Origin of the sequence: Marinobacterium sp. YM272 (genome assembly GCF_050908845.1) — a bacterium.
Classification (GTDB): Bacteria; Pseudomonadota; Gammaproteobacteria; order Pseudomonadales; family Balneatricaceae; genus Marinobacterium_D.
This window is the reverse complement of the sequence record NZ_CP194171.1, coordinates 1330185-1343490: the sequence shown is the minus strand read 5'-3', so window position 1 is coordinate 1343490 and position 13306 is coordinate 1330185. Positions and strand designations below refer to the sequence as shown.

The following is a 13306-nucleotide window of genomic DNA, read 5'->3' as shown; positions in this document are numbered from 1 at the left end:
TTACTCTCCTCTCAATCGCTTATCTAGTGCGGTTAAGCGCTCGGGCGTCCCGATATCATCCCAAAAAGCATTCAGGCGCGCGCCTGTCACCCGTCCCAGCGCCATCGCCTGGCGCAACAAGGGCGCCAGAGGCGCAGGCTCGCTGGCGACCAGCCCGGTAAACAGCGACGCACGCAACCGGCTGATACCCGAGAATGTCAGCCTGGGCTCTCCCTGGCTGGATAGCTGCCCTGTCGGTGACAGATAGAAGTCGCCCTCGGAGTGCCAGCTCGGGTTATCCACAAGTAACAGGTGAGCGTCGCTGCCCGCCTTCAGTTCCATTTTTTTCAGCGCCGCGGGAGTAAGATCGGTGAACACATCACCATTGACCACCAGGAAACTGTCGTCTTCGTGATCCGCCAACAGCGGTAGTGCCTGGCGGATTCCCCCGGCCGTTTCCAGCGGGTCGTTTTCCGGTGAATAAAGCAGCTCCACACCGAACCGGCTGCCGTCGCCCAGTGCCGCTTCAATCTGCTCACCGAGCCAGGCGTGGTTGATCACGATGCGCTCGACGCCGGCCGCCGCCAGTCTCTCGATATGGTAAACGATCAGCGGCTTGCCGGCCGCCGTCAGCAGAGGCTTAGGGGTTGTCAGTGTCAGCGGGCGCATGCGGGTGCCGAGCCCCGCCGCCAGAATCATCGCGCGCATAAATCAGCCGAGCTCCCGGGCCAGTTCGCCTGCCTCAAACAGCGGGTGGGCACTCATCGCCGGCACAACACGCCGCTCCAACCAGCGCGCAAAGGGCTCCGTCTCCGGATAACGGGCCGCCGCCCTGACCAGGTAGCCAAGGGTACGCGGCATATCCGGCAGGTAGCCGTCCTTGCCATCGCGCAGGTAGAGCCGGGAAAATATTCCCAGCACCTTCAGTTGACGCTGCATGCCCATGCAGTCGAAATCTTTCAGAAATGCCTCGGCCGAGGGTACCGAAACACCGGCGTCCGACAGTGCAGCGCGATACTCCTCCACCCACTGCGCCACCTGCGCATCGGACCAGCGTATATAGCTGTCCCTGAACAGGGAGACCAGGTCGTAGGTCTGTGCGCCCCGTACCGCATCCTGAAAATCGATCACGCCGAGCCCGCCGTCATCGAGCAGCATCAGGTTACGGGAGTGGTAATCCCTGTGCACCGTGACCTGGCGCTGGGAAAGCGCACGATCAACCAACCAGGACTTAACCTGCGCCAGCAACGCCACTTCGTCCTCATCAAGGGTCAGCGACAGCAGGCTGCCGGTGTACCATTCATCGAACAGGCCCATCTCCCGCTGCAACAGAGCCTCGTCGTAGGGCGCAAGGTTGTCGGCGGGAAGTTGCTGGATCTGCAGCAGGGTAGAGAGAGCCTGGGAGTAGTGACGCTGCGCCGTCTCGTCCTTCAATTCAGGAAGCAGCAGGCGGTCACCGAAATCTTCGAGCAGCATAAACCCGAGCTCGAGATCGGCCGCAAGGATTTCCGGCACCCTGACACCGCGGGCAAACCAGTCCCGCGCCAGATCCACGAACGGCCGGCTGTTCTCCTTGTCAGGTGGAGCATCCACGGCAATCCAGCTTGCATGCTCGCCAACAGCACGGAAATAACGACGGAAGCTGGCATCCCCGGACACCGGCAGCAACTCGCCGGAGAGGCTTTCGATCCCCTGCTCAGCCGCTGTCTGCTCTACCCACTGCTGCAGCTGTTGCAGGCGAATATCCATCTTTTCTCGGTTCCTCGTAACACTTGGCGAAGAGATTAGGTCGGTCTGCCCGGACAAACTGCAAAAAACCGTAGCAACCCAGGGGGCAGGGCACCGCTGCCGACCCGCCTCGGAGGTCTGGCCTTCGCGCCGGTAACAGCGGTATCATGCACAGCTCGGTATGGTACTCGACTTCGGGGGTGGCAAGAAACAGGCCGCCTTCTCGCGCAAACGGAAAGCGACTTGATGCCCTTTAAAAGAGCCCACTCTTTCAAGCTGATGCTGGCAGTTGCAGCAGCAGTGGCCGCGTCACAGGCAGCCGCTCAGGATGACCCAAGACTCTGGAACTGCGATCTCAACGCCGCTGGCGGATGGGACTGCGAGGTTACCGAATCACTCCCGCAGCAGGAGAGTTCCGGCGACACAGGCGCCCAGAGCCGCAACGCTCCTTCCCCCGCAACCAGCACCTCGGCAGAGGCCCTGCGACCCGCTCAGCCGGCCACAGACTCACCGTCTTCTGCTACAGCTGAAGTAAACCCAGCGCCCACTGACAGGCTTACAGCTCAGACAGAACCCGCCAGCCAGGCGGCGCTGCCGAGCAACGATCCTTCTCAGGCGTTTAGCTGCAGCGCAGTAAACGGCCAGTGGCAGTGTTTCGAAAACAGAGACGTCGCTACAGCGGGCGTTGCCTCTGGTGTAGCAGCCCGTGCGGTGCAGAACTACGCCTACCTGGACTGGTACACGTTCGCGCCCGGTGAGGAAGGCTACGGCAGCGCATGCTCTGGTGAATACCGTCAACCGGCACTGGATCTGGATGCCGCGCAGACTCTGGAAGAGCAGCAGACCATTTTTCTTGAGGCGCTGCGTTCCTCTACGGTGCTTGGCGGCACAACCCAGCTCGAAGGCGGCATCAACATGCGCCAGGGCAGTCGCCTGCTGACCAGCGAGGTGGCCGAGTATGACGCCAATAACCAGACCGCCACGCTTGAGCGCAACGTAACCTACCGCGAACCGGGCCTGCTGATCGTCGCCGAAAGCGCCCGGGCCGATCTGAATGCCGGCAATGCCGGCTTCCAGAACGCCGAGTATGTGCTGCACCCCCAGCACATGCGCGGTGAGGCGGAAGCGGTTGAGCGCTTTGGCGATGCCCGCGTGGTCATGACCAACGGCCGGGTAACCTTTTGCGAACCGGGCAGCAACGACTGGGCGATCGAAACGGATGACCTCGAAATCCATACCGAAGAGGGGTATGGCGAGGCGCGACATGCAACCTTCGAGATCGGCAATGTACCGGTACTCTATCTGCCCTATTTTTACTTCCCGATCGATGACACCCGTCGCTCCGGCTTCCTGTATCCGGCCCTGGGTTACTCCGACACCGACGGCCTTGATATTGCCACGCCCTATTACTTCAACCTGGCACCCAATTACGACGACACTTTCACGCCCAGGTACAACAGCGAGCGCGGCCTGATACTGGAGAACGAATTCCGTTACCTGAACGGCTGGTCGATGAATACCCTGAGCACCGCCTACATCAATGATGACAGGCAGTATGGCGACAGCCGCTGGGCCCTGGGTGCCGAACATACAGGTAATCCGTTCAACAACTGGTATACGCTCATCGACTACCGCCGCATCAGCGATGACGACTACCTGGACGATCTCGACACCACCAACCTGGAGATCGCCAAAGAGGATGACCTGGACCAGATCGCCTCCGCCCGCTACCAGGGCGATGGCTGGAACTTCACAGGAAAAGTACACCAGTACCAGACCATCGATGGCGGTATCGAACCCTACGAGCAGGTGCCCGCGTTGAGCGTTACCGGTCGCGAAGTCGCCCTGAACGGCGATGCCCAGCTGCGCTACCTGGCCGAGTACACCTACTTTGACCGCAACAATGATGACCTGGTAGATGCAGACAGGGTTGTCGGCAGCCGTATACACGTGCGCCCGAGTGTCAGCTACCAGTGGGACCGCCCCTGGGCATCGGTCAAGCCGCGCCTGACCTACTGGTACTCCCAGTACAACCTGTCTGACCAGCCGGCAGACTGGTCCAAGAGCCCGAGCCTGGGACTGCCCATCGCCAGTCTCGACTCGACGATCAAGCTGGAGCGGGCCTACGGTAACAACCTGACCCAGACGCTGGAACCCCGCATCAAGCTGATCCATGCCGCCAGCGAAGACCAGTCAGAACTGCCGGACTTCGATTCAGCACGCCTGGATTTCAGCTACTACAACCTGTTCGATGAGACCGGCTTCAGCGGCAACGACAACGTCGCCGGCACCACGCAGGCCACCCTGGCACTGAGCAGTGCGTTCTACTCCGAGTCGGGTGTTGAACGGGCACGTGTGGGCATCGCCCAGGCACACTATTTTGAAGACCGCGAGAGTGATACCCAGCTGCGACCCGGTGATGTGGACGGTACAGAAAGCCGCTCCAACCTGGCGGTGCTGGCAAGCTGGTACATCAGGCCCGATCTGCGCTTCACCCACGACAGCGAGCTGGACGATGAAGACAACCTGAAAATGGTGCAGCAGAACTATCGCCTCACCTACCGCCCCGACGACACGCGCCTGATCTACCTCAGCTATCGCGATAACTCGGGCACCCGCTTCGACGACCAGCGCGATGAGGACGAAAACGAAATTCGCCAGACCGACTTCGCCTTCCGCTGGCCGGTTTCGGCACAATGGAACATGATCGGCCGCTGGCAGGAAGATCTGCTCAGAGAAGAGAACATTGAAACCCTGCTCGGTGTCGAATACACCAGCTGCTGCTGGAAAGTCCGTGTAACGGGACGCCAGTACGTAGACGATACCGATTTCGGTGAAGACATAGAGACCAAAACCGGCGTCTTCCTGCAATTTGTACTGCGCGGCCTGGGCTCGTTCGGACAATCCGGCGGGCGTGAATTCCTAGAAGATATTACCGGCGAGAAAGAGGATGCTCGAAATGCGTTTTAAGCGGTTCGTTAAACGCCAACTGATCCTGGTGGCGACTCTGCTCACCCTGCAAAACGCGCAGGCAGCCGAGCTGCTGGATCAGGTGGTCGCCGTCGTTAATGACGACATTGTTCTGCAAAGCGAACTGGAGAACCGCACCGCACTGGTTCGTGACCAGATCCAGGCCCAGGGGGCAACGGCACCGGAAGCCGATGTACTGCGCAAACAGGTGCTCGAACGTCTGATCATGGACCGTATCCAGCTGCAGATCGGCGAACGTCAGGGCATCCGCGTCAGTGATCAGGAGCTGAACAGCGCGATGCAGAACATTGCTGAGCAGAACAACATGACACTGCCGCAGTTCCGCGAAGCGCTGATCGCCGAAGGCCAGGACTACGCCCAGGCGCGGGAGCAGATCCGCCAGGAGATCCTGTTGTCACGTATCCAGCAGGCCAACGTCAACCGCCGCATCAATGTCTCCGAGCAGGAGATCAGCAACTTTCTCGCTAACAGCCAGAACAGCAACAACACCGAATACCTGCTCAGTAACATCCTGATCTCGATACCCCAGAACGCGTCGCCACAGATGATCCAGCGCGCCCGGGAAGAAGCCGAGACACTCTACGCCCAGATGCAGGAAGGGGCGGACTTCCGCCAGCTGGCTACCGCAAACTCCGATGCCTCCAACGCGCTCCAGGGCGGTGATCTGGGCTGGCGTGCCCGCACCGAGCTGCCCTCGGATATTGCCGGCGCCCTGGGCCAGCTGCAGGTGGGTGAAGTGAGCACGCCGATACGCACACCGGCAGGTTTCCATCTTCTGCAGCTGCGCGACAAGCGCGGTGGCGAGGACTCCCTGGTGCAGCAGACCCGCGTACGCCACATCCTCATTTCACCGAACGAGGTACGCAGCCAGTCCCAGGCACGGGAACTGGCCCTGGATCTCTACAACCGTATCCAGGATGGCCAGGCATTTGATGATCTCGCCCGCCGCTACAGCGACGACCCGGGCAGCGGCTCCCAGGGCGGCGAACTGGGCTGGACCCAGGCCGGCCAGATGGTACCGGAGTTCGAGCAGGTCATGAACAGCACCGGCACCGGAGAGGTCAGCGAACCCTTCCAGTCGCGGTTCGGCTGGCACATCCTTCAGGTCGAAGAGCGTCGCACCCAGGATTTCGCCGACGAGATGCGTGAGAACAAGGCGCGCTCCGCCATCCGCAAGCGCAAGTTCAACGAAGAGCTGGATAACTGGCTGCGCGAAATTCGTGCCCAGGCCTATATCGAGCGCAAGGCGCTGGAGCAGCCGTGAGTCAGACATTCCGACTCGCGCTGACACCGGGCGAACCGTCGGGAATCGGTCCCGACCTCTGCCTGGCGATCGCCCAGCAGGCTCAGGCGCACCAGCTGGTTCTGTTTGCAGATCCAGACCTGCTGCGCCAGCGCGCAGAGCAGCTGGGCCTGCAGATCAAACTAACCCCGGTCGACCTGAGCAAGCCCGCCGCCCCTGCCCTGCCCGGTGAAATTTTCGTCCACCCGGTAAAGCTTGCGCAGCCTGCCGAGGCGGGCCAGCTCAATCCGGCCAATGCCGCCTATGTTCTCGAGACACTGACGGAAGCCTGCCTCGGCTGCCAGTCCGGCGACTACGCGGCCCTGGTGACCGCGCCTGTGCACAAGGGCGTCATCAACCAGGCGGGGATCAATTTCAGCGGCCATACCGAGTTTCTCGAAGCGCTGACGCGCACCGAGAAAGTGGTCATGATGCTGGCAACCGAGGGGCTCAGGGTGGCGCTGGCTACCACTCACCTGCCGCTGGCCAGCGTTCCGGCCGCTATCACCGAACCGCTGCTGCATGAAGTGATCGACGCACTGATCGCCGACCTGAAACGCTATTTCGGCTGTCAGCGCCCCCGCATTCTGGTCTGCGGACTCAATCCCCATGCCGGTGAAGGCGGCTACCTGGGCCGGGAAGAGATCGATGTAATCGAACCGGTTCTGCGCAGCTACGAGGATGCCGATGTGGACTTGATCGGCCCCCTGCCCGCCGACACGCTGTTTACCGACAAGTACCTGGCCAATGCCGATGCGGTGCTGGCGATGTACCACGACCAAGGCCTGCCGGTGCTGAAATACAAGGGTTTTGGCAACGCCGTCAACATCACCCTCGGCCTGCCGATCATCCGTACCTCGGTGGACCACGGCACCGCGCTGGATCTGGCGGGCACCGGCCTTGCCGACACCGGCTCGCTGCGCACGGCGATCGACTATGCTGCCACCATGGCAGCCTGCAGACAGGACAACAGCCACACCTCATGAGCAAGAAACCAACGATGCACAAAGCGCGTAAGCGTTTTGGCCAGAACTTCCTGCACGATGCCGGCATCATCCGCCGCATCGTCCGCGCCATCCACCCCCGGCCGGAAGACCACCTGGTGGAGATCGGCCCCGGCCTTGGCGCGCTGACCGAAGAGCTGCTGAGCGAAGCGGGCGCGCTGGACGCCATCGAGCTGGACCGGGACCTGATCCCGGTACTGCGCACCAAGTTCTTCCGTTACGAAGACAACTTCCGTATCCATGAAGCTGATGCGCTCAAGTTCGATTTCGCCTCCCTGTGTGAGGATGGCCGTCCGCTGCGGATCGTCGGCAACCTGCCCTACAACATCTCTACACCGCTGATTTTCCACCTGCTGAGCTTCAGCGGCCGGGTCAGCGATATGCACTTCATGCTGCAGAAAGAAGTGGTAGAGCGTCTTGCCGCGCAACCGGGTGAAAACCACTACGGCCGCCTGGGGATAATGGCGCAGTACTTCTGCCAGGTGGAAAAACTGTTCATCGTGCCCCCCGGCGCGTTCAACCCGGCACCCAAGGTCGACTCGGCCATTGTCCGCATGACCCCCTATGCGACCCTGCCCTGCCCGGCCAAAGATGTGACCAAATTGCAGGAAGTGGTGCGTACAGCCTTCAGCCAGCGACGCAAAACCCTGCGCAACAACTTGAAACCGTTGATCGATGCCGCCACATTGGAAACACTGGAGATTGATCCGCAGCTGCGCCCCGAGCGTCTGACGCTTGCAGAGTTTGTGCGGATCAGCGATGCGCTCAGCGACACTGACCAAGAGGAACACTGAATCGCATGGACCCTTTTGAATACGGCCGCAACATAGAAATTGATGTACTGACCTCCTACCTGCCCGAGCAATCGGACCCGGAGGCTCACCGCTTCGTGTTTTCCTACCAGATCACCGTGACCAATCACAACCCGGATCCGGTCAAGCTGGTCAGCCGCCGCTGGGTGATCACCGATGGCAATGAACAGGTACAGGAAGTAGAAGGTGAAGGTGTGGTCGGCGAGCAGCCGGTGATCGAGCCGGACCAGAGCTTCAGCTACACCAGCGGCACCGTACTGGCCACGGAAGTGGGCAGCATGCAGGGGCACTACCAGATGCAGACCGAAGACGAAGAGCTCTTCATCGCCCCGATCCCCGCCTTTACGCTGGCACAGCCCAACGCGCTTCACTAAAGCGCTTTAGCAAAAAAGTCAGAACAAACCGCCCTGCGCCTGAGAAGGCTCCGGCCAGGGCCTAAAGCCTCTATAACCCGACATTTTCTCCGCAAACCGCTGCGCCAGCAGTGGCGCCCGGGCATTATCCGGCGTGTGGAAAAACAGCCAGGGCGTACGTCCCTCTCCGATCCATTTTGTGGCGCGCTGCGCCCAGTAATCCAGTGCCGCATCCGCCAGTTGCAGATCCAGAGGCGCGATAAACCTGAGCATGGGGTTACCCGCCGTTGCCACGGGGCGCAGCGGCAGTTTCGGCTTGGCCTTCAACGCCTCGCGCGTCACCCGGTCACTGGCCGGATGACCGAACAGCACCCGGGTATCAAATGCCAGCCGGTTAACACCGGCCTGCGCCAGCAGATCGGTGAGCTGTTTATCCGCATCACCGCGCTCGAAAAACGCCGGATGACGAACCTCCACCGCATAGCGGAAGCCTGCCGGCAGCTGCATCAGAAACTGCGCCAGCTGCTGTAGTTGCGCAGGACCAAAAGCCGCGGGCAACTGCAGCCAGAGCATGCCGAGCTTGTCCTCCAGCAGCGCCAGCCTGCGGACAAACGCCAGCAGGTCGGCGTCACTGTGATGCAAACCGTTCTGATGACTGAGTTCCGACGGGAATTTGAAGCAGAAACGGAAATCGGGGCCGGTTTCTTCCTTCCAGCGCTGCACCGCATCGGCGGAGGGCAGGCCGTAAAAGGTGGTATTTCCCTCCACGGAATTAAAGCTGCCGGCATAGCTGGCCAGCGGTCTGGCATCATCGCCGGCAAAAAGGTGCTCATGCCAGGCGGGATGGTTCCACTGCGGAAGACCTATGTAGTAATCGGGATCGGGCACAGGGCTAAGCTGTCGATAACACTGAATGAGAGAGCGAGCCTAGCAAGGTTCGCCCCTCGATGCATCCACGCCGGCCAGTCCACAGCTACCAGAGCTCAGCCAGCAGACTCAGGCGGAGACGCCGCCACTCACTTCCAGAGTTGTGCCGTTGATGTAGCTGGCCTCATCGCTGGCGAGGAAGGCGTAAGCGTTGGCCAGCTCTTCCGGCTGCCCGATACGGCGCTGCCAGCAGGCGTTTTCAACCTGCCGCAGGATTTTTTCCGGCACCGTTTTGAGGATATCGGTGGCTACGGCACCCGGTACGATGGCATTGACGCGCACGCCCTTGGGGCCGAGCTCCCGCGCCCAGGTCTTGGTCATACCGATAACGCCCGCTTTGGAGGCGGAGTAGTTGCTCTGACCGAAATTGCCGTAAACACCGGAGATGCTAGAGGTGTTGATAATCGCACCGGCCCGCTGCTCTACCATCGTCGCTGCCACCGCCTGGGTACAGTTGAACGCACCCTTGAGGTTAACCGCAATTACGGAATCAAACTGCGCCTCATCCATTTTCAACAGGCTGGCATCCCGGGTGATACCGGCGTTATTCACCAGCACATCGATGCGTCCGAACCTGCGCTTCACAGAATCAACCATCGCATCAACCGTCTCACGCTCGCTGACATCAACCCGATATCCCTCGGCACGTCCGCCACTGGCCAGCAGCTCACTTTTGGCGGCTTCGACCTGAGCTGCATCCAGGTCGCAGACGATCACTATCGCCTCCTCGCTGACAAATTTTCTCGCCGTCGCCAGACCGATTCCATTCGCAGAGCCAGTGACGATGCATACTTTGTCCTGCAAGCGCATAGAGATTCTCCCTTGTCAGACGCCTGTGTATAGGCGCTTGTATTTGTTATTGGAATTATTCAGCCATACTTTCTACATTGAACCAAAGTATGTTGCCAACTAAACAAATAACATTGCATACAATAGTCTATTCTAATTATTATGGTGGCCGCATTCCTCGACAGAGGTGCCCGCGGTCAACCCACGCAGGCACGCAGCGACGGACGGGGTCTGCAGCACATAAGGCACATCTAATAATTATAAGGGTCCAAACATGCTAACTATGAAAAAGAGCCTTACCAAAGGCATCGCCATCGCTATCGGCCTCGCGGCTTGTTACGGCCAGGCCGTCACAGCCAAGGAACTGCGCGTCGCACCGGGCGTTCCACCGGCCCACCCCGCTACTGATCCACTCTATACCACCCTGCAGGAAAAGCTGCCCGAAGCCACCGATGGTCGCCTGACCGCCAAGCTGCTTGGCCCGGAGATCGCCTCGCTGAGTGAAATGCGTACCGGTATCAAGAGCGGCCTGGTCGACGCGGGTCTGTTCCTGTCGGCATACTTCCCTGCCGACCTGCCTGAGTTCAACCTGGTTGGCGACATGGCCTTCCTCGGCTCCAACCCGCAGGCGATGGGCGCAGCGCTCACCGAGTACATCGTCACTTGCAGCGACTGTCAGGCAGAGCTGAAAAAGCTGGGCGTGGTGTTCACCTCCGCTCACTCCACCAACATCTACCAGATTCTCAGCAACAAGCCGGTCACCGATGTCGACGACCTCAAGGGTCTGCGCCTGCGCGCGGGCGGCCCGCAGTACTCCCGCTGGGCTGAAGCCATGGGTGCGACTCCGGCCAGCATCCCGGTCGGCGAGCAGTTCGAAGCCCTGTCCCAGGGCGTGATCGACGGCACCCTGGCATCCACGGCCGATATCGTCTCTTTCCGTCTCGACGATGCGATCAAGTATGTCACCGAGGTTCCGCTGGGCACCTTCTTCTCCGACATCTCCCACGCCGTCAGCCTGAACACCTGGAAGAGCCTCTCCGCCGAGGATCGCCAGGCGCTGATCGAAGTCTCTTCCCTGGCCAGTACCCTGTGTACCGACCGCTGGGCCGCCATCTCTGAAAAGGGCATGGGCATGGCAAGCGAGGCCGGTGTTGAGGTGCTGCAGCCAAGCCAGGCGCTGATCGATGCGACCCAGGCCTTCATTGAGGAAGATCTGAAAACCGCAGCGGCACAGGCTGGCGAGCGCTACAATATCGAAAACGCCGATGCCAAGCTGGCGCGCTTCGAAGAGCTGGTTAGCAAGTGGGAAAAGATCGCCGAAGAGGCCAACAACGACCCTGCTGCCGTCGCCGAGGCGATGAACAGCGAGATCTGGGCTAAGGTCGATTTCAGCACCTACGGTATCTAAACGGCCACACCCGGGAGGCGCCACGATCCAGAACGGTCGTGCGCCTTCCATCCTTCCAAGATAATTCTCCAAGAGAGCTGTTATGAAACTGCTAGAGCGTTGGCTTGACCGCACGGCTCAGGGCGTGGCGCTTCTCGGTGCCCTGGGCATTCTGGCGATGATGGTTCACATCACCCTGGACGTTGTCCTGAGAAGCTCGATCTCCTTTTCCATCCCGGCGACCCAGGAGCTGGTCACCCGGTACTACATGATCACACTGGCCCTGCTGCCACTGGCCTGGGTTGAACGCAAACGCAGCATGATTTTTGTCGAAGCGTTCAGTGGTCTGTTCGGTAGCCGGGGTCTGCGCATTGTGGATTGCTTCGTGGCGCTGTTCTCGGCCGCCATTTACGCCGTCCTCACCGTCGCCACCTGGGACAAGGCGATGGAGCAGTACGATATCGGTTCCTATGTCATGTCACTCAATTTTCCGATGCCGGTCTGGCCCACCTACCTGATTCTGCCGGTCGCCTTCGCCCTGTCCACACTGGTGACCCTGGCCCGCATCCCCCTGCTGTTTACCACGGATCGAGAGGAGTAACCGGACCATGGGTATCGAAATCGGCTTTGCCGGGCTGGCACTGCTCATCGTTCTGCTGATCGTGCGGATCCCGATCGCACTGGCGCTGATCTCCATCTCGCTTGGTGGTATCAGCCTGATGTTCGGCTGGGATACCGCCATCAGCCTGCTGGCATCCAAGCCCTATGAATTTGTTTCCAAATGGACCCTCAGCGCGGTACCGATGTTTCTGCTGATGGGGTTCATCTGCTACCACTCCGGCCTGACCTCCGGACTGTTCAACGCTGCCAAGGTCTTCTTCCGCTGGTTGCCGGGCGGCATCGCCATCTCCAGCGTATTTGCCAGTTCCGGCTTTGCCGCCGTGTGCGGATCCAGCGTTGCCTGCGCCGCAGCCATGGGCCGTATCGCCATTCCGGAGATGGTCAAGGGCGGTTACAAGCCGAGCTTCGCCTGCGGCACCATCGCCGCCGGCGGTACTATCGGTGCACTGATTCCGCCAAGCATCCTGATGATCGTCTACGGCGTCTTTGCCCAGGTCTCGATCACCCAGGTTTTCCTCGGTGGTATCACCATCGGCCTGCTCACCGCCGTCAGCTACGCGCTGATCATTCTGGCTGTGGCCTGGTTCCGCCCCGATATCGTGCCGCGCGTTGCCAAGGATGCCGAGGATATCGATCCGACCCGCGCACTGATCGATGTCTGGCCGGTCCTGCTACTGGCGATTTTGGTGTTTGGCGGCATGTTCAGCGGTTTCTTCACTGCCACCGAAGCCGGTGCGGTTGGTGCGGCCGGCGCGCTGGCGCTCTCCATTGCGGTACGCAAGCTCAACTGGGCTAGCGCTAAGAAAGCGTTTCTGGAAACCCTGGGGACCACTGCATCGCTGCTGATTATCGGTATCGGCGCCAGCATGTTCACGCTGTTCCTGAGCCTCAGCGGCATCGCCGATGTGCTCACCTCCGCTGTATCGGGCTGGGACCCCTCCTACATCCAGCTGATGCTCGTCGTGGTTGTGATCTACCTGCTGCTGGGCCTGTTCATGGAGCCGTTCGGTGCGATGCTGGTGACCCTGCCGGTGCTGCTGCCGATTTTCGAACTCTACGACATCAGCCTGATCTGGTTCGGCGTACTGCTGGTGAAACTGCTCGAGATCGGCATGATCACCCCGCCGGTGGGGATGAACATCTTCGTGATTCGAGGCGTAGCGGGCCAATACGCGTCACTGGTGGATATCTTCAAGGGCGTCGCCATCTTCCTCGTCGCCGACCTCGTTGTCGTGGGCCTGGTTATCGGCGTACCGGACATCGTTTTGCTGATGAACAACTAGCCTAAGCCAGCCTAAAAGCAGGTAACGACCGAAAGCCGCCTCGCCCCGGGGCGGCTGTATTAAAAGTGCTCGAAATCTCCCCAGAGCCTAACCGCCTCCCCTGAACTGCCTACCCAAACGCTCCCACACTCCTTCCCTACCCCTGGCAAA

General features: G+C 60.5%; 12 protein-coding genes. 8 read left to right on the top strand and 4 right to left on the bottom strand.

Translation table 11 applies throughout. From position 1 onward, the window contains the following. Positions 1-687, bottom strand: a complete 687-nt coding sequence (gene murU / locus ACQUQP_RS06195) for an N-acetylmuramate alpha-1-phosphate uridylyltransferase MurU (RefSeq protein WP_432697931.1) — start codon at positions 685-687, stop codon at positions 1-3. 3 nt (positions 688-690) lie between these two features. Next, positions 691-1728, bottom strand: coding sequence for an aminoglycoside phosphotransferase family protein (locus ACQUQP_RS06190; protein WP_432697930.1), 1038 nt, complete (start codon positions 1726-1728; stop codon positions 691-693). Between the two features lie 225 nt (positions 1729-1953). On the opposite strand from ACQUQP_RS06190, the gene lptD reads away from it, so the two are divergent. From lptD to apaG, 5 genes are read left to right on the top strand one after another with little or no spacing between them, the layout of a single operon-like run. Beyond that, a complete protein-coding gene (gene lptD / locus ACQUQP_RS06185; protein ID WP_432697929.1) occupies positions 1954-4677 on the top strand; it encodes an LPS assembly protein LptD in 2724 nt (907 codons plus the stop codon). Continuing rightward, positions 4667-5962, top strand: a complete 1296-nt coding sequence (locus ACQUQP_RS06180; RefSeq protein WP_432697928.1) for a peptidylprolyl isomerase — start codon at positions 4667-4669, stop codon at positions 5960-5962. Before lptD ends, ACQUQP_RS06180 begins: the two co-directional genes overlap by 11 nt. Further along, positions 5959-6966 carry a 4-hydroxythreonine-4-phosphate dehydrogenase PdxA gene (gene pdxA, locus ACQUQP_RS06175; protein WP_432697927.1) on the top strand — a complete coding sequence of 336 codons (1008 nt, stop codon included), beginning with the start codon at positions 5959-5961 and terminating at the stop codon, positions 6964-6966. The genes ACQUQP_RS06180 and pdxA overlap by 4 nt, the downstream gene beginning before the upstream one ends. After that, positions 6963-7778 carry a 16S rRNA (adenine(1518)-N(6)/adenine(1519)-N(6))-dimethyltransferase RsmA gene (gene rsmA, locus ACQUQP_RS06170; protein WP_432697926.1) on the top strand — a complete coding sequence of 272 codons (816 nt, stop codon included), beginning with the start codon at positions 6963-6965 and terminating at the stop codon, positions 7776-7778. The genes pdxA and rsmA overlap by 4 nt, the downstream gene beginning before the upstream one ends. A gap of 5 nt (positions 7779-7783) precedes the next feature. Next, positions 7784-8170: a Co2+/Mg2+ efflux protein ApaG gene (gene apaG / locus ACQUQP_RS06165; RefSeq protein WP_432697925.1), complete on the top strand. Its 387-nt coding sequence runs from the start codon at positions 7784-7786 to the stop codon at positions 8168-8170. 18 nt (positions 8171-8188) lie between these two features. Here the strand turns inward: apaG and ACQUQP_RS06160 are convergent, their stop codons facing one another. Both ACQUQP_RS06160 and fabG read right to left on the bottom strand, forming a co-directional pair. After that, positions 8189-9037, bottom strand: a complete 849-nt coding sequence (locus tag ACQUQP_RS06160) for a DUF72 domain-containing protein (protein WP_432697924.1) — start codon at positions 9035-9037, stop codon at positions 8189-8191. Between the two features lie 108 nt (positions 9038-9145). Beyond that, the gene (fabG, locus tag ACQUQP_RS06155) at positions 9146-9886 is read right to left on the bottom strand and encodes a 3-oxoacyl-ACP reductase FabG (protein ID WP_432697923.1); all 741 of its coding nucleotides are present in this window, start codon (positions 9884-9886) and stop codon (positions 9146-9148) included. Positions 9887-10139: 253 nt separating this feature from the next. Between fabG and ACQUQP_RS06150 the strand changes: the two genes are divergently transcribed. The 3 genes from ACQUQP_RS06150 (at position 10140) to ACQUQP_RS06140 (ending at position 13156) form a co-directional block, all read left to right on the top strand. Beyond that, entirely contained in the window at positions 10140-11273 is a 1134-nt protein-coding gene (locus tag ACQUQP_RS06150) for a C4-dicarboxylate TRAP transporter substrate-binding protein (RefSeq protein ID WP_432697922.1), read from the top strand. An 82-nt stretch (positions 11274-11355) separates the two neighbouring features. After that, positions 11356-11853, top strand: a complete 498-nt coding sequence (locus ACQUQP_RS06145) for a TRAP transporter small permease (RefSeq protein ID WP_432697921.1) — start codon at positions 11356-11358, stop codon at positions 11851-11853. Positions 11854-11860: 7 nt separating this feature from the next. Beyond that, positions 11861-13156, top strand: a complete 1296-nt coding sequence (locus tag ACQUQP_RS06140; protein ID WP_432697920.1) for a TRAP transporter large permease — start codon at positions 11861-11863, stop codon at positions 13154-13156. Positions 13157-13306: the final 150 nt, after the last annotated feature.